Source organism: Hyphomonas sp. J20-32, from assembly GCF_055808555.1.
The window spans coordinates 1,378,799-1,394,964 of record NZ_CM147873.1; the positions used below are offsets into that span (position 1 = coordinate 1,378,799).

Genomic DNA, 16,166 nt, shown 5'->3' on the forward strand with positions numbered 1-16,166 from the left:
TCCAGGAGGAATCAGATGGCAGACGATACCAGCCCGGTGAAAGTGCCCCAGGGCATCATCGAGATTTCGGCTTTCGTACCCGAAGCGCGCAACGATCCCCATACACCGCTTAAGGCGCTTCGCGAGGCCTGCCCGGTCATGCGCGACGAAATGGCGAAGACCTGGTTGCTGACGCGCTATGACGATGTGCGCGGCCTGGTGAACGATCGCAGCCATGTGCGCCTGCCGGTCAAGGCGGAAGAAGGCTCGCTGCCCCGGCGGCTGGTCGATGACGACGATCCGGACGGCCGGCGCACAAGCATCCTCTTCCTCGACGATCCGGACCATGCCCGCATCCGCCAGCCGCTGGCCAAGGCCTTTTATGCCCGCATCAACAAGATGAAGCCGGACATCGAAGCGATCATCGACGACACGATTGCAGCGGCCCCGGCTGAAGGCGCCTTCGACCTGATGGAAGCGATTGCCGTGCCGATCCCGGTCCTCGTGATTGCCCGCATCCTCGGCGTGGACGAGAGCCGGCTCGCTGATTTCCGGCAGTGGTCTGAAGACGTGATCCTCGGCCTCAATCCCATGCGAACGGACGACGAAACCGCGCGCCTGATGAGCGGTGCCGAGGCGCTCGACGCCTACTTTACCGAACTGATGACCGCCCGGCGTGCAGACCCGCGCGACGACCTGATCTCCGACATGGTCCAGTTGCTGGCGAGCGGTGAAGCCGACATGAGCGATGACGAGTTGCGCCTGAACCTGCAGGCCTTGCTCGTCGGCGGCAACCTGACGACGACAGACCTGATCGGCAACGGCGTCTGGCTGTTCCTGAACCATCCGGACCAGCTTGCCGCGCTCAAGGCCAATCCGGCCCTTGGCGGGCAGGCGGTCGAGGAAGTGCTGCGCTACGAGGCGCCGGTGTCGGCCACCTCGCGCATTCTCGCTGAAGACCAGGACGTTGCCGGCTGCCCGATGAAGGCGCGCCAGGCCGTGTTCTGCTCGCTCGCCTCGGCCAATCGCGACGCGGCGACATTCGACGCGCCCGATGCCTTCGACATTACCGTCAAGCGCCCCAGCCATGTTGCCTTTGGCGGCGGCCCGCATATCTGCATCGGCGCACCGCTGGCGCGCATCGAAGCGCGGCGCGTCTACCAGAAACTGTTCGAACGCTATCCGGACATGTCCCTGCCGGCGCAGGACCTGGTCTGGCGTGCGCTGCCTTTCTTCCGTGGTCTGGAGAAGCTGGTGGTGGAAGCCTGAGTCACTTCAGCTGATCACTCTATCGCCTCGGCGCTCAGCCAGATGCCTTCGCGCTCGCCGACGCGGCGCTCGACCAGCAGGCGCGCGACCTGGTGGTCATCCTCGAACACGTTACCGGTCAGGCTGTCGAGCAGGGCCTTGGCCAGGTTGTCGAGGTCCATCCACGGCGCCTCTCCGGTATATTCCATGACAATGTGCACGCTGTAATCGCCATAGCCGGGCCTGAGCGGCGGGAAGTCCTTGCGGAAAAATTCCTTCAGCAGGCCCTTGTAATATTTCGTCTGCGTCGTCAGACCGTGGCAGCGCACTTCCAGCGCGCCCATCTCAGTGATGCGTGCACGCACCTTTCCGGACTGGACCCAATTTTCGTTCAACGCCGCCCCATCCCGCGTTCGGCCATGCGGGCCTCGATGGCTTCCTTGGACTCTTTCAGGCCAAGCCCGGTCGCCGTGCGCAGCAGCTTGATTGCGGCAATCTTCCGGCGCGCATCGATCTCGGCGTCGATTTCCATCCAGCGCGATACGGTCACGCGGTCCAGGGCCCCGGCAATGTCTTCCGGTGTCATCGGTGTCGGCGAAAGCGCGTTGCGCCCCCGGCCGCGCACCATGAAACCCAGGGAAAAGGCAATCGCGAGAGCGAACAGGACGGTCGGGTCGGACAGTTTTTCGATCATGGCGCCATGTTATCGGGCGCCGCCCGCTTTGCCAGCCATTTTGGTGGGGCCGTCACAATTGCGCGGCAAGGTGGGGCGGGGCGACGCGTTTCACGAAATTGACGACCTCATGAAAGTCGACGCTGATCGTGCCCTTGGTGATGATGATCTCCATCCATCCGACGAGGCGCCCGACACTCTGGCCGAGGACAAGGTCTGGCGCCGGGCTGACATGCAGCGCGCGGCCGCCGCGCACCGTGTCGACGCGCAGGCCGACAATATCGTCCCAGGCCAGCAATTGTTCGCGCCCGCCGACACGCATCAGGATGCCGCGCCCGTCGATCACCATTTCCGGCACGGCCGACAGCGCCTGCTGGACGCGCCAGTAGATCAGCAGGGCAAGGCCGGCCAGCGCCATGGCAAGCAGCGTCTTGAGCAACCCGCCCGCCAGCCCGCTGCCGAGTGCGGCTGCCGGCACCCGGACCAGAACGACAATGCCAACCACCATGGCGAGGCCGAGCAGGAACAGCATGATGGACTCGCTGTACCGCTTCCGGTGAATTTCGAGACGTTCGTCCATTCCGCTGGCCACCTTGCCCAGTTCTGCCCGCATGCTAAACCGCGCCCAGCAACAATCCAGCGAATTTCACGGAGCCCCTTTTAATGGCCAAGACCCCCACCCGCACCGAATCCGACACGATGGGCCCTGTTGAGGTCGCGTCCGACCGCTATTGGGGCGCACAGGCCGAACGCAGTCTCGGCAATTTCAAGATCGGTTGGGAGAAACAGCCTGAGCCGATCATCCGCGCGCTCGGCATCGTCAAGAAGGCTGCCGCTGAGGCCAATATGGACCTCGGCAAGCTCGACAAGGAGCTCGGCAAGACCATCGTCGCGGCGGCAGAGGAAGTGATCGCCGGCAAGCTGGACGACCATTTCCCCCTCGTCGTCTGGCAGACGGGCTCGGGCACGCAGTCCAACATGAACGCCAATGAAGTCATCTCGAACCGCGCCATCGAAATGCTGGGCGGCGAAATGGGCGCGAAAAAGCCGGTCCACCCGAACGACCATGTCAACATGAGCCAGTCGTCGAACGATTGCTTCCCGACTGCGATGCACATTGCCGCTGCCGAGGAAGTGACGCACCGCCTGCTGCCTGCGCTGAAGCATCTCCACACCGCGCTTCACACCAAGGCGAAGGCCTGGGCCGACATAATCAAGATCGGTCGCACGCATACGCAGGACGCGACACCCGTCACGCTCGGCCAGGAGTTTTCCGGCTATGCCCAGCAGGTCGAGAACGGCATCGCGCGCATTGAGTCCACATTGCCCATGCTGATGCAGCTGGCGCAGGGTGGCACGGCCGTTGGCACCGGCCTCGCCTCACCGGTCGGCTTTGCCGACAAGGTGGCCGGGAAGATCGCCGCCATCACCGGCCTCGCCTTCACGTCCGCCCCGAACAAGTTCGAGGCACTCGCCGCTCATGACGCGATGGTGTTCACGCATGGTGCGATCAATACGGTGGCGATGAGCTGCTTCAAGATTGCCAATGACATTCGCTTCCTCGGCTCTGGCCCGCGCTCGGGCCTTGGCGAGCTGGCCCTGCCGGAGAATGAGCCCGGCTCGTCCATCATGCCCGGCAAGGTCAACCCGACCCAGTGCGAGGCCCTCACGCAGGTCTGCGCCCATATCCACGGCAACAATGCCGCCATCGGCTTTGCTGGCAGCCAGGGCCATTTCGAGCTCAACGTGTTCAACCCGATGATGGCCTACAACTTCCTCCAGTCGACGCGGCTGCTGGCCGATGCCGCCATCAGCTTCACCGATAATTGCGTGGTCGGCATCGAGCCGCGCCTCGACAATATCAAGCGCGGCCTTGAGAACTCGCTCATGCTGGTCACCCCGCTGAAGGAAAAGTTCGGTTACGACCGCGCCGCCAAGATCGCCAAGACCGCTCACAAGAACGGCACGACCCTGCGTGAAGAAGCCATCAAGGACGGCATCCCGGCAGAAGATTTCGACGCGATCGTGCGACCCGAGAAGATGATCTCGCCGGGGTGAACTTGAAGAGGTTTGGTTGATGGAATTTGGTCCTGCCACGTTTGGTGAGCTCAACGCAGACGATTATGATGCGCTGCATGATCCGGGTACGACTGAAGAGTCGGTTGCCCTGATCGCCGGGCTCGCCGGCGAGGGCCGGATTCTCGAGCTTGCCATCGGCACGGGCCGTGTCGCCTTGCCACTGGTTGAGCGCGGCCATGACATTTCGGGGATCGAAGGCTCTCCGGCCATGGTCGCGAAGCTGCGCGAAAAACCGGGCGGGGCGGACATTCCGGTCGTCATCGGCGACATGGCCGATGTCGGCATTGAGGGGCCGTTCGATTTCGTCTTTCTCGTCTTCAACACGCTGTTCAACCTGACCAGCCAGGCCGATCAGGTGCGATGCTTTCGAAATGTCGCGGACAGGCTGGCGCCGGGCGGCGCTTTCCTTGTCGAGACATTCGTCCCTGACTTCTCCCACTACCATGACAATCAGAGCCTCCGCACCATGCAGGTCGGCTTCAACTCGCTCTGGTTCGAAGCGAAGACGCACGACCCCACCGAGCAGGTGATCGACTATCAACGCGTTCGCATCACGGCGAATGGCACGAGGCTGGTGCCATTGAAGATGCGCTATGCCTGGCCGCAGGAGATCGACCTGATGGCAAACCTGGCCGGACTGGAACGGGAACACCGCTGGGGCGGCTGGCATCGCGAACCGTTCAGCGCCACGAGCGGGATGCATGTTTCCGTCTACCGCAAGCCTTCCTGACGCCGGATGCACTTGTGTTGCTGCCAGCTGTCCGCCAGAACGGCGGGCGTTCAAGGAGGAGACACAGAGTGAGCATGGATTTCAGCAATTTGTTTTCGGTCGAAGGCAAGACGGTCGTCATCACCGGCGGGTCACGCGGCATCGGCGAGATGATCGCGGCGGGCTTTCTCAGCCAGGGCGCCAAGGTCATCATCTCGTCGCGCAAGGCCAAGGCCTGCGAGGAGACAGTCGAGCGGCTGAAGGACCAGTATGGCGGCGAAATCTATGCCATCCCGTCTGACGTGGGCACGATGCTCGGCATCAATCACCTCGCCGACGAGATCGCCAAGCGTGAAGACAAGATCGACGTTCTGGTCAACAATGCCGGTGTGGCCTGGGGCGCAACGCTGGAAGACTTCCCGGAATCCGGCTGGGACAAGGTGATGGACGTCAACGTCAAGGGCGTCTTCTTCCTCACCCAGAAACTGATGCCGCTGCTGCGCAAGTCTGCCAGTGCATCCGACCCCGCCCGGGTCATCAACATCGCCTCGATTGACGGCATGCACACGTCCCCGATGAGCGGTTTTGCCTATGGCACGTCAAAGGCCGCCGTGATCCACCTGACGCGATTCATGGGCGCGCATCTCGCCGGCGAGCACATCCTCGTCAATGGCATTGCCCCGGGCCCGTTCCCGACCTGGATGCTGTCGACCGGCGTCGGCTTCAAGGGCGAGACTGAAGGCGTCGACTGGGACTCGGTCGCCAGCCGCAACCCGTCGGGCCGCGTCGGCGCGCCCAGCGATGTCGCCGGCCTCGCCATCTTCCTGTCGTCAAAGGCATCGGCCTATATCACGGGCCATACCGTGCCGTGCGATGGCGGGATCGTGTCGTCGAGCTAGAGAGACTTGGGTCAGCATCCTTCCGGCAAAAAAAGATAGAGATTGGAAAAATTCCCACTAAGGTAGGGTAGGCGACCTTGGGGGGCATGGCGTTGGAGCAAATCGAATCGTACGCTGGTACGGCGGCGCGTCTTGTTCAGGACAACAGTGGGTTCATCCTGAATGCGCTTGCCATCATAGTCGGTATCTTTTCGGGAATACTCTTGTCACGGTGGGGCCTGGCGGGATTTCGGGAGCGCAATCGCGTAAAGCAGATTGGCCAGTTGACGCGGCAGATCAAGGACAAGGAGCGTGTTTTCAACACGCCAAATCTTCATGCCACCTTGATGGACAGGCAGAGCGTGATCTTTTCATTTTTCACGCTTGTGTCCGCAATGATGGCCTATTTGCGCGAGATTGACTCTTTCAACGATGATCGCCTGCTCGGCACGCCGCTGCCCGACTATTTCACGTGGGTCGCATTCGCGACAGGTGCCATCGCCATGGCCGTGCTCCTGAACAAGTGGGTCTGGTCGAATGTGTTCGTCAATTACGATCAGTGGATCCGGACGCGACGCGACCGGATCGATGCGCTCCAGAAGAAGGGGTTGAGCCGGCGCGCGTCGCTTGAAACGACCGAGACCGAACTGGTGGAAATCGAAAACAGCGAACCTGCCGCGCTGGTCGACCGCAATGACCGGGTCGTTGCGAAGGAGACGGGCCGACCGTCCGGCGATCAGTTCGGGCCGTTCCTGCGAAGCCGGGTTAATATGAGGTTTGTGCTGTCAAAATCGATCAACGACGAGATGGGCGAAAGGCCCTGGCGGATGGGTATAGTGAAGAATGGTGGAACGGGCGGATTTGGATTCATTGCCGAGCGCATCGTGCTTCCGGGGTCCGGCAACATGAGCCAGGCCGGGCCCGAATACTATTTCTCCTATTCCAATGTTTGCAATACCGAGCTGCCTGAACTAGGGGACGAGGTGTTCTTCATCTCAAGCCAAAAGGGGTCAAAGGCGCATAAGCACCCGCCAGCCTATCTGGTTTGCCTGCGGGGCAAAACGTGTCGCGGCCTCGTCCGCCAACTGTGGAGCCGGGGCAAGTGCTTCGTCGAAATCGTGGATGGCTCGGAGAACTACACGTCCGTATTTGCGCAGGCTGACAGGCAGGCGATCGAGGAAGGCATAAAGTTCGAAGTCGGTGACAGCGTCGAAGGCTTAGTCAGTCACAATCACCGCGGCGTCATTCTGCGCGACCTCAAGCGCGTATAGGGCGAGAGTGGAGCCAGTGAAATCTACGCCCTGACAGCGGTGATGTCGCGTCGTATCCTCGCGATAGAGAATCACTTCTGCCCAGAAAGGCATTCCCCATGGCCAAACCTCCCGTCGGCTCCAAGGCCAACCCGTCCGAATTCGATGTCATCGGCAAGCTCGCTGAAGATGAGCCCTATTTCGTCATCCGCGCGCATGATCCGCTCTCCAGCGCCCTTGTCGAACTGCACGCCTATATCGGTGCCGGCCAGTCGGGCGCCGCGCACAACAAGCTGGCCGAGATCATGGCCATGACGTCGGCCCGCGCGCCACGCCCGGCCTCCAGCCCGAAATACCGCGAAACCTTCGCCATCTCGCTGGCGATGGAACAATGGCGCGACAGCCACAAGGAATGAAGCTCGCGCCCGTCACGCTGGCGGATGGCCATGTCCGGCTCGTGCCCTTCGATATGGGCACGCATGCCGGGCCGCTGCGTGCAATGGCCGAACGGTCGGGCGAAGCGCTGGCGACGTGGCCCTATTATTTCCCGCCGCACGACTGGATTGCGTACTGGATTGAAAATATCCGGCAGCGGACCGATGCGGGAACGCTTTTGCCGTTCGCGGTGTTGACGCCCGGCGGGGATTTTGTTGGCATGACCGCCTATCTCAGTCCGGATGCCGCGTCGAAAAACGTCGAGATCGGCATGACGATCTATGATCCGGACTTTCAGGGAGGTACGGTCAATCCGGCCGCCAAGCGCCTGTTGCTTGGCCACGCCTTCGATCAGGGCGCCATCCGAGTCCAGTTCAATATCGACCAGCGCAACCAACGCTCGCAGGCCGCCGTCCGCAAGCTTGGCGCGGTTCAGGACGGCGTCCTGCGCGACAATCGCATCCTGCCAAATGGCGTCATTCGTTCCACCGTCGTCTTCTCGATCCTCGACCGTGAATGGCCGGAGGTGAAAGCGCGCCTCGACGCTCGACTGGCCGCGTTTGGCTGAGTAGTGTCGGCGCCATGACGACCCCGATCAATCTCAACAAGGCCCGCAAGGCCCGGGCCCGCACCGCCAAGGCGCAGTCGGCCAGCGAGAACCGCGCCAGGTTCGGTCGCACCAAGGCGGAGCGGACGCTGGACGAAAAGCGGGCCGAGAAATTGACCAAACTCACTGACGGGCACCGTCTCGACAGCGACCCGGAGAAACAGGGTTAACCACACCTTTCTGCGCGGCCCCCGGCTTGCACTCTGTCCTGCAAGAGTGTTCCAAACCGGGAGAAACCGTCAGATGAAAAACGTCCTGATCAAGTTCGTCGTTTGCACCATCGCCTTCTCGGGCGGCATCGCCTGGGGCATCGCGGCGGAAGCCAGCGAAACCGGTGTCACGCTGGCCACCCTGTTCGGCGGCTAGGCGTCAGGAGCCTGCCGGGGCCGTCTTCGGCCCATCCAGCAATTGCTCATCAACCCGGCGGCCCGACACGCGCTCCAGCGCGTCGAATATCGGCCGGACCTTCTTGTCTTTCAGCAGGGGAATGCCCCGCGCCAGGTCGGCCGCGCGGGCATAACGCAGCTGCGCCGTTTCCATGTCGCCCCGCGCCTCGGCGCAGGCGCCCAGATTGTGCAGCACCGCCGGCGCCCGCGGATAGGCGCGCCCCAGCTCGTCCCATTGCGCACATGCGCCCATGAAATTGCCGCCCTTGGTGGCCTCGACCGCCAGCGTGAAGCGCGTGTCGTTCTGCTCCTCGGGGATCAGGCCTTCGGTCATGATCTCGGCGCGCACGGTCTTGTTATAGGGCGCGATGTCATAGCGGAAGCGCCGCACCGCTTCGACGACGGCGTCATGCACCATGCCGATCGGGGCATTGTAGGGATTGTAGTTCGACTGGCGCGGGTCGCGGTAGACGCCTTCTGAGTGGCGGCCGTCATCGGGATATTCGGCAATGTCGATACAGGATTCCCGCGCTGACCCGCCCGGCTGGGTGGCCGTGAACACATCGCGATTGTTCGCCAGGTCGACCAGCGTCGTGGTCACCGAGACAGCCACAGACTCGGTCGTGCATTCCGTTTCCACCATGGCGCGGCGTTCGCAGTCGAACAGGCCGTCATATTCGACGCAGCGGCGCTCGCGCTCGTAACGGACTTCGCCATCCCAGGCATCGATATCCACACGGCCCTCATAAAGGCTGTCGGGCTGTCCATGTGCCGCCATGAACCAGGGCATGCCGTCGAGACGGATCTCGGCGATCATCGCTTCCAGCTCGCCTTCGGCCACATCGCTGCCGGGGCCGCGAAAACGCCCGACGTCCGGGGCGCGGAATTCGGCTGCCTGCGGGTAGTTTGGTGCGATGCGCGCCTCATAGTCATAGCCCGGCGCCTGGCAGGCGGCGAGCAGCGCGGCAGAGGCAATCAAAAGGAAAAAGCGCATGGAAACATCCCCGTATCTGATCCTGTCCTGCCAGCACACTGGCGGATCCGACTGAACCCGTCATGAACCGGTGCCCTGAACGCATCCTAGCGTCAATGGTTGACGCGGGCGTGCGCCGACGCCACTTGAGTGCCTGATTTCAATGGAGCCCGCCCGCATGACCAGCCCGCTATTCAAGCCACTCAAGATCAAGTCTCTCAATCTGCCCAACCGTATCGTGATGGCGCCGATGACCCGCAGCAAGTCGCCGGGCGGTGTCCCGGGCGAGGATGTCGCCGACTATTATGCGCGCCGGGCTGCCGCCGATGTCGGCCTGATCGTCACCGAAGGCACGACCGTCAAGCGGGGCGGGGCCTCGAATGACCCGAACGTGCCGAACTTCTATCGTCCCGATTCGCTCGCAGGCTGGAAACGGGTTGTCGAGAAGGTTCATGCCGAAAATGGCCTGGTCGCACCGCAGCTCTGGCACCAGGGCATGATGCGCAAGCCCGGCACCGGGCCCGAACCGGACGCGCCGACCGACAGCCCGTCGGGCGTCACCCATTCCGGCAAACAGGTCTTCGAGGCGCCAACCAGCGCCGAAGTCGATGACATGGTCATGGCCTATGCCAATGCCGCCGGCGAAGCGGCCCGCCTCGGCTTTGATTCCATCGAGATTCATGGTGCCCACGGCTACCTGATCGACGAATTCTTCTGGGACGTGATGAACAAGCGCGACGACCGTTTCGGCGGCTCGCTGCCTGAGCGTGCAACCTTCGCCGCAGACATCATTAGGGAAACGCGCAAGCAGGTCGGCCCGGACATGCCGATCATCCTGCGCTTCTCGCAGTGGAAACAGCAGGATTACACTGTGAAGCTTGCCCACACACCGGCAGAATACGAAGCGTTCCTCAAGGTCTTCGTTGATGCGGGCGTCGACATCCTGCACGCCTCGCAGCGCCGCTATTGGGAAGCCGAGTTCCCGGAAGTCGACGGCGAGAACGGCCTCAATGCCGCTGGCTGGGCGAAGAAGCTGACCGGCCTGCCAGTCATCACGGTCGGATCGGTCGGTCTTACCGGCGATTTCGAGAAGGCTTTCCGCGGCGAAGGGGCGACTGTCCGCAAGCTCGACGATCTCGAGGAGCGTCTCGACAAGGGCGAATTCGATCTCGTAGCCGTCGGCCGGGCCCTGCTGCAGGATCCGGACTGGGCCAAAAAGGTCCGCGAAGGGCGCCTTTCAGAGCTCACGAACTATGACGCAAAGTCGCTCGCAACACTCTACTAGAGAGAGGAATATCTTGAACCTGCGGGAGAAATATGCCAGTGTCCGCATCACGAAACGGTGGGCGGACGTGGCCATATTGCTGCGTTGAGTTGGGGCAGGCTATTCCCCGGTAGACTGTCCCGCTCGGCCGCGCCCGTACGTCCGGAACTTGTGCCGGATCCTCCCTTTGAGGCGCGCCACACTCGCGCCTTAACTCGCCCTGCCGGACGTTTCGGAAATTCTCCGGGCGCCTTGGCGGGGTGATTTTTTTCGCGGTTTCAAGCGCGCGTGTAGGCATCCTTCAGCCAGGCCTTCACCTCGGCGTCGACATCCGCGACCGTCTCCAGTCTCACCTTGTGCGTACACATGGTGCCGGGCTTTTCTTCCAGCAGGCGGCCTTTGCCCGGCTCGCCCTTGAGGTTGATGCCCAGGTCGATCCGCGACTTGGTCGCCGGAACGATCACGGCGAAATTCTTTGACCGGCGAAGGGCGACATTGGTCTTCTTCGGCGATACTTCGACGTCCTTGCCGAGCGTCGCGGCAAAGGCGGCGATGGCGTCATGGATCGGCCGCAGCGTTTCCTTGCCCTTGTATTGTGCCTCCAGCAGGTCGGCCGGGTCGGCATCCATGCGGCCCTTCGCGGCCTGGCAGACAAAATTGGCGTGGCCGTGCCCGAGGCCATGGTCTGTCTTGAGCAGTTTCACCTGTTCGCCATGCTTCTCGATCCCGCTCGCCTTGACGATCTTCACCCAGTCTTCCAGCCGCTTGCCGGTCTTCGCCAGCAGGCCCGCTTTCATGCTTTCCATCATCTCTTCGACGGTCTTGGCCATGCGTTTCTCCGCTTTGGTGCCGTGACAGACCAACACCCAGGAACGTGCCGTGGAAACCGCAGGCTCACGCGGTTGCGCGGCCGTCACAGTGGCGACAGCTTGGTCCCGCTGGATTGAGGCAGCCTGCCTTCAAATTCTTCAAGCAATTCCTGCTCTTGTTGTGTCCGGTCCGTCTTTGATCTCAAGGTTTCGACACGCTCATTCAGCCAGGCATCCGCCTGGTCCCTGGCGTCCGGTTTTGCTTCGGACGTTGCGGCCTCCACCTGTCTTTCTATCGGGGTTTGCGCGTCCTCTTGGCCCGGAAGCTGGCCTATTGTTGCGACCGAAAACACCGCGAACAGGCTTGCTGTCCAGAAGAACGTACTCACCTCCAGGCTCCTTCCTGTCCACCTGAGCGAGTATGGCATCGGCAATCTGCCGGGGCAACTCAGATGGCCTGAGTCAAGACCTGCCCTTCGCACCAATCCCTGCTATATGTTCTGCATGAGTTCCAATCCGAATCGCCTCTCGATCAGCCAGATGGCTGCCGCGCGTCCACCAGCCGCAGCGGGCGAAGCCGCCTATCTTGCCGGCCTGAACCCAGAACAGCGCGAGGCCGTGCTCCACACGGACGGGCCTTTGCTCGTGCTGGCGGGTGCAGGCACCGGCAAGACGCGCGTGCTCACCACGCGCCTCGCCCACATCATCGCCACCAAGAAGGCGTGGCCCAGCCAGACCTTGACGGTGACCTTCACCAACAAGGCCGCCCGTGAAATGCGCGAACGCGCGCTGAAACTGATCGGCCCGGATGGCGAGGGCCTGCGCTGGCTCGGCACGTTCCACTCGATCAGCGCGCAGATCCTGCGCAAGCATGCCGAACTGGTTGGCCTGAAGTCCAGTTTCACCATCCTCGATACCGACGACCAGGTCCGCCTCTGCAAGCAGATCATCCAGGCCGAGAATATCGACCCCAAGCGCTGGACGCCGCGTTTCCTTGCCAGCCTCATAGACGGCTGGAAGAACCGGGCCCTCACGCCAGACCGCGTGCCGTCGGAAGACGCCCACCTGTTCGCCGACGGCAAGGGCATCAATTGTTACGAGATTTACCAGAACCGGCTGAAAGTATTGAACGCCTGCGATTTTGGCGACCTGCTCGTCCACAACATCACCTTGTTCCGCGAGAACCCTGATGTCCTGAAGGATTATCACGCGCGCTTCAAATACATCCTCGTCGACGAGTACCAGGATACAAACGTCGCCCAGTATCTCTGGCTGCGCATGCTGGCCCAGGGCAGCCACAATATCTGCTGCGTCGGCGATGACGACCAGTCGATCTATGGCTGGCGCGGCGCAGAGGTCGACAATATCCTGCGTTTCGAGAAGGATTTCGCAGGCGCCAAGGTCATCCGGCTTGAGCGCAACTACCGCTCGACCCGGCATATCCTCGCAGCCGCTTCCAGCGTCATCAGCCACAATCGGGGTCGTCTCGGAAAGACGCTCTATGTCGGCGACGACAGCCCGTCTGACGATGCCGACGCCGAAAAGGTCAAGGTACGCGGCCTGTGGGACGGCGAGGCGGAAAGCCGCCTCATTGCCGACGATATCGAAAGCTGGGTGCGGGGCGGCGGCAAGCATGATGATTGTGCCGTGCTGGTGCGCGCCTCGTGGCAGATGCGGGCTTTCGAGGAACGCTTCATCATGCTGGGCATCCCTTACCGCGTGATCGGCGGCCCGCGCTTCTTCGAGCGCGCCGAAATCCGCGATGCCATGGCCTATCTCCGCCTCGTCCGTTCGCCCGACGATGACCTCGCCTTCGAGCGCGTGGTCAATGAGCCAAAGCGCGGCGTCGGCAACACGACGCTGGCCAAGCTGCAGGCCTATGCCCGCGCCGACGGGCGCAGCCTGTACACGTTGACGCCCATGGTGCTGCAGACAGACGAGATCAAAGGTGGCGCCAAGCGCGGGCTCACCCAGTTCATCGACCATATCAACATGTGGCGCGACAAGCTGGCGAATGGCCTGCCACATACCGAACTGGCCGAGGTGATCCTCGAAGAGTCCGGCTATACCGACATGCTGCAGAAGGATCGCAGCCCGCAGGCCCAGACCCGGCTCGACAACCTGAAGGAACTCGTTCGCGCCATGGGCGAGTTCGATACGCTCGCCGGCTTCCTCGAACACGTGCAATTGGTGATGGATGCGTCCAGCGGCGGGACAGGGGAGGACCAGGTCCAGATCCTCACGCTGCACGGCGCCAAGGGCCTCGAATGGCCGATGGTCTTCCTTCCCGGCTGGGAGGAGGAAGTCTTTCCGTCGCGCCGCAGCCTCGATGAGAGCGGCCTCAAGGGCCTCGAGGAGGAACGCCGCCTCGCCTATGTCGGCATCACACGGGCCCGGGCCCGCGCCTATATCTCCTTCGTCGCCAACCGCCAGATATATGGCCGCTGGCAAAGCGTCATGCCCAGCCGCTTCGTTGACGAACTGCCCCACGAGCACGTCGATGCGATGAGCGAGACGGGCTTTTCCGGCCTGCCGGGCGGCGAAGAGGCGTTTTCGGGCTCGATGGAAGACCTTGGCGCGCGCTCGTCCTATGACAGCCCGGGCTGGAAGCGCCTGCAGGAGAACGCCTCGCGCACGCCCTCACGGCCCCCATCGGATGCCGGTCCCCTCACGGCAACGGCCGGGGGACCGGACACGTTCAAGACCGGCAGCCGCGTCTTCCACGACAAATTCGGCTACGGCAAGGTGGCCTTTTCCGAAGGCAACAAGCTGACCGTGGATTTCGACAAGACCGGCCGCAAGAAGGTCATCGCGACATTCGTCATCGCCGCCTGATTGCTTGACCTGCTACCGCGTTCGGCCTTGGATGGCCGGGGCGCATGAGGGCGGACCATGGCGGGCTATATTGAAAAGCGGCTCTATGACGGTGAAACGCTCCGTTATCGCGGCCAGTTCCACTGGTTGTCCCACTTTCGTGCCTGGCTCGCGCTGATCCTGCTCGGCGTCGTGATATTCGGGATCGTATTTTTCATTTCAGAGCAAATACGTCTCCGCACCACGGAATTTGCCGTAACCGATCGGCGTGTCGTGCTCAAAAAAGGCCTGTTTTCGGCCCACGTGCAGGAAATCACGCTCGATTCCATAGAGGGCAGTTCGATCCGGCAAGGCGTGCTCGGGCGTATTTTCGGTTTCGGGCACCTGTCGATCAACGGCCGGGGTGAAACCCATATCGCGTTTCCCGTCATGGCCAACCCGGCGACGTTCCGGGCTCACGCGGAAAGCTCGAAACAGCCTGCACCGTCCACAAGTCCCGCCTGAAGAAGAGCAGCACCGGCTGGGGCTTGCCAGGGGGAGTAACCAAGCCGTTGGCGCGTGATGGGTGGGAGGTACGCCGTTTGGGCCAGGCCGGTGCTGCCTCACCTCTGTGAACCACGCCTGCCGAACCCTTGCCGAACGGATCATTCATCTGGCGCTCATCGGGCCAGCGGCCGCGATTTTTCGTCTTTTTTGTATATTTGCCGGAATTCGGAACGGGGCGTTTGATAGTCGAAAAAGCCGAATTCGTTAACAGGGGCCCGGAATTCGTTTACCTTTTCGGAACGATGCGTTCCGTTTGGAGCCAGCAAAGACTACAGTTCTGATGGTAAACTCCAATGAATACCGTTGATTTTCAATGGGTGTACGCAGAGTTCCGTTTATCTGCCAGCCGTGCCTTGCATTAAATGGGTGTTAACGGCACATGATGTATGGGGCTGTGTATCGAATTGCACAATTGTAGCGGGCTGCAGGTCCGTTACGCATCAGAAAGAGCGCGTAGACGTCATGATTGGTAGCCTCCTCGGCATGTTGTCCACGGACATGGCCATCGACCTCGGTACGGCAAACACACTGGTTTATGTGAAGGGCCAGGGTGTCAAGCTCGACGAGCCCTCGGTCGTTGCCTACATGACCCAGGGCGGCCGCAAGATCGTCTACGCGGTCGGCGAGCAGGCCAAGAACATGCTCGGCAAGACGCCGGTGAACATGGAAGCCATCCGCCCGATGCGCGATGGCGTCATCGCCGACTTCGAAGTCGCCGAGGAAATGATCAAGCACTTCATCCGCAAAGTGCACAATCGCCGCGCCTTCGTGTCGCCGCTCATCATCATCTGCGTGCCCAGCTCCGCGACCAGCGTCGAGCGCCGCGCCATCCACCAGTCGGCCCTTGCCGCTGGCGCCCGCCAGGTTGAACTGATCGAAGAGCCCATGGCTGCGGCCATCGGGGCCGGCCTGCCGATTGACGAGCCAGCCGGCTCGATGGTCGTCGATATTGGTGGCGGCACGTCGGAAGTGGCCGTCCTGTCGCTTGGCGGCATCGTCTATTCGCGTTCCGTGCGCGTCGGCGGCGACAAGATGGACCAGGCGATCGTCAACTATCTGCGCCGCGAGCAGAAGATCCTGATCGGCGAAATGTCGGCCGAGCGCATCAAGAAAGAGATCGGCACCGCGATGGCGCCGGAAAACGGCGAGGGCATGGCCCTCACCGTTCGGGGCCGCGGCACGCTGGACGGCGTACCCAAGGAAACCGAGATCACCGAGGCGATGATTGCCGAAGCCCTGCGTGAACCGGTCACCGACATCGTCGACGCCGTGAAGATCGCGCTGGAGGCCATGCCGCCGGAACTGGCCGCCGATATCGTCGATCGCGGCATTGTGCTGACCGGCGGCGGCGCACTGCTACGCAACCTCGACACGGTCATACGAGAGCAGGCACAATTGCCCGTGATGATCGCAGACGATCCGCTGAAATGCGTCGTTAACGGTTGTGGATATGTGCTAGAAAACTACTCGAAAATGAAAACGGTCCTGTCTCCGGAAGTCTAAGGGAACAGGCCGA

Annotated in this window: 19 protein-coding genes; 13 read left to right on the forward strand and 6 right to left on the reverse strand. The window is 62.2% G+C overall.

The window, feature by feature from the left end:
* Positions 1-15: 15 nt before the first annotated feature.
* Positions 16-1,248 carry a cytochrome P450 gene (locus AC0L7I_RS06910; protein ID WP_473398815.1) on the forward strand — a complete coding sequence of 411 codons (1,233 nt, stop codon included), beginning with the start codon at positions 16-18 and terminating at the stop codon, positions 1,246-1,248.
* Positions 1,249-1,262: 14 nt separating this feature from the next.
* Here AC0L7I_RS06910 and AC0L7I_RS06915 read toward each other — a convergent pair whose 3' ends face one another.
* Genes AC0L7I_RS06915 through AC0L7I_RS06925 form a run of 3 tightly spaced genes read right to left on the reverse strand, consistent with a single transcriptional unit; the run spans position 1,263 to position 2,513 of the window.
* Positions 1,263-1,622, reverse strand: a complete 360-nt coding sequence (locus tag AC0L7I_RS06915; RefSeq protein WP_473398816.1) for a RusA family crossover junction endodeoxyribonuclease — start codon at positions 1,620-1,622, stop codon at positions 1,263-1,265.
* Positions 1,619-1,921 carry a ribosomal protein L7/L12 gene (locus tag AC0L7I_RS06920; RefSeq protein ID WP_473398817.1) on the reverse strand — a complete coding sequence of 101 codons (303 nt, stop codon included), beginning with the start codon at positions 1,919-1,921 and terminating at the stop codon, positions 1,619-1,621. Before AC0L7I_RS06920 ends, AC0L7I_RS06915 begins: the two co-directional genes overlap by 4 nt.
* Positions 1,922-1,973: 52 nt before the next feature.
* Positions 1,974-2,513, reverse strand: a complete 540-nt coding sequence (locus AC0L7I_RS06925) for a hypothetical protein (RefSeq protein WP_473398818.1) — start codon at positions 2,511-2,513, stop codon at positions 1,974-1,976.
* Positions 2,514-2,563: 50 nt separating this feature from the next.
* On the opposite strand from AC0L7I_RS06925, the gene fumC reads away from it, so the two are divergent.
* The 8 genes from fumC to AC0L7I_RS06965 all read left to right on the forward strand — a co-directional run bounded on the left by fumC (position 2,564) and on the right by AC0L7I_RS06965 (position 8,224).
* Positions 2,564-3,958: a class II fumarate hydratase gene (gene fumC / locus AC0L7I_RS06930; RefSeq protein ID WP_473398819.1), complete on the forward strand. Its 1,395-nt coding sequence runs from the start codon at positions 2,564-2,566 to the stop codon at positions 3,956-3,958.
* Positions 3,959-3,977: 19 nt separating this feature from the next.
* Complete coding sequence (locus AC0L7I_RS06935) at positions 3,978-4,709, forward strand: class I SAM-dependent methyltransferase (protein WP_473398820.1); 732 nt, start codon at positions 3,978-3,980, stop codon at positions 4,707-4,709.
* A 74-nt stretch (positions 4,710-4,783) separates the two neighbouring features.
* On the forward strand, positions 4,784-5,587 hold the full coding sequence (locus tag AC0L7I_RS06940; RefSeq protein ID WP_473399121.1) for an SDR family oxidoreductase: 804 nt from the start codon (positions 4,784-4,786) through the stop codon (positions 5,585-5,587).
* An 86-nt stretch (positions 5,588-5,673) separates the two neighbouring features.
* Entirely contained in the window at positions 5,674-6,837 is a 1,164-nt protein-coding gene (locus AC0L7I_RS06945) for a hypothetical protein (RefSeq protein ID WP_473398821.1), read from the forward strand.
* 98 nt (positions 6,838-6,935) lie between these two features.
* Positions 6,936-7,232, forward strand: coding sequence for an aspartate decarboxylase (locus AC0L7I_RS06950; protein ID WP_473398822.1), 297 nt, complete (start codon positions 6,936-6,938; stop codon positions 7,230-7,232).
* Complete coding sequence (locus AC0L7I_RS06955; protein ID WP_473398823.1) at positions 7,229-7,819, forward strand: GNAT family N-acetyltransferase; 591 nt, start codon at positions 7,229-7,231, stop codon at positions 7,817-7,819. The genes AC0L7I_RS06950 and AC0L7I_RS06955 overlap by 4 nt, the downstream gene beginning before the upstream one ends.
* A 14-nt stretch (positions 7,820-7,833) precedes the next feature.
* Positions 7,834-8,028, forward strand: a complete 195-nt coding sequence (locus AC0L7I_RS06960; RefSeq protein ID WP_473398824.1) for a DUF4169 family protein — start codon at positions 7,834-7,836, stop codon at positions 8,026-8,028.
* 73 nt (positions 8,029-8,101) lie between these two features.
* Positions 8,102-8,224, forward strand: a complete 123-nt coding sequence (locus AC0L7I_RS06965) for a hypothetical protein (protein ID WP_340693261.1) — start codon at positions 8,102-8,104, stop codon at positions 8,222-8,224.
* Between the two features lie 3 nt (positions 8,225-8,227).
* Here the strand turns inward: AC0L7I_RS06965 and AC0L7I_RS06970 are convergent, their stop codons facing one another.
* Positions 8,228-9,238 carry a hypothetical protein gene (locus AC0L7I_RS06970; RefSeq protein WP_473398825.1) on the reverse strand — a complete coding sequence of 337 codons (1,011 nt, stop codon included), beginning with the start codon at positions 9,236-9,238 and terminating at the stop codon, positions 8,228-8,230.
* Between the two features lie 157 nt (positions 9,239-9,395).
* Here AC0L7I_RS06970 and AC0L7I_RS06975 point away from each other — a divergent pair, with 157 nt between their 5' ends.
* Positions 9,396-10,502, forward strand: a complete 1,107-nt coding sequence (locus tag AC0L7I_RS06975; RefSeq protein ID WP_473398826.1) for an NADH:flavin oxidoreductase — start codon at positions 9,396-9,398, stop codon at positions 10,500-10,502.
* A 257-nt stretch (positions 10,503-10,759) separates the two neighbouring features.
* On the opposite strand, the gene AC0L7I_RS06980 is transcribed toward AC0L7I_RS06975, so the two are convergent.
* The gene (locus AC0L7I_RS06980; protein WP_473398827.1) at positions 10,760-11,311 is read right to left on the reverse strand and encodes a DUF5655 domain-containing protein; all 552 of its coding nucleotides are present in this window, start codon (positions 11,309-11,311) and stop codon (positions 10,760-10,762) included.
* 83 nt (positions 11,312-11,394) lie between these two features.
* On the reverse strand, positions 11,395-11,718 hold the full coding sequence (locus AC0L7I_RS06985) for a hypothetical protein (protein WP_473398828.1): 324 nt from the start codon (positions 11,716-11,718) through the stop codon (positions 11,395-11,397).
* Positions 11,719-11,785: 67 nt separating this feature from the next.
* Here AC0L7I_RS06985 and AC0L7I_RS06990 point away from each other — a divergent pair, with 67 nt between their 5' ends.
* The 3 genes from AC0L7I_RS06990 (at position 11,786) to AC0L7I_RS07000 (ending at position 16,153) form a co-directional block, all read left to right on the forward strand.
* Positions 11,786-14,125 (forward strand): ATP-dependent helicase, encoded by a 2,340-nt coding sequence (locus AC0L7I_RS06990; RefSeq protein ID WP_473398829.1) that lies wholly within the window; start codon positions 11,786-11,788, stop codon positions 14,123-14,125.
* 57 nt (positions 14,126-14,182) lie between these two features.
* The gene (locus AC0L7I_RS06995; RefSeq protein ID WP_473398830.1) at positions 14,183-14,608 is read left to right on the forward strand and encodes a PH domain-containing protein; all 426 of its coding nucleotides are present in this window, start codon (positions 14,183-14,185) and stop codon (positions 14,606-14,608) included.
* Positions 14,609-15,112: 504 nt separating this feature from the next.
* Positions 15,113-16,153 (forward strand): rod shape-determining protein, encoded by a 1,041-nt coding sequence (locus AC0L7I_RS07000; protein ID WP_473398831.1) that lies wholly within the window; start codon positions 15,113-15,115, stop codon positions 16,151-16,153.
* Positions 16,154-16,166 lie beyond the last annotated feature (13 nt).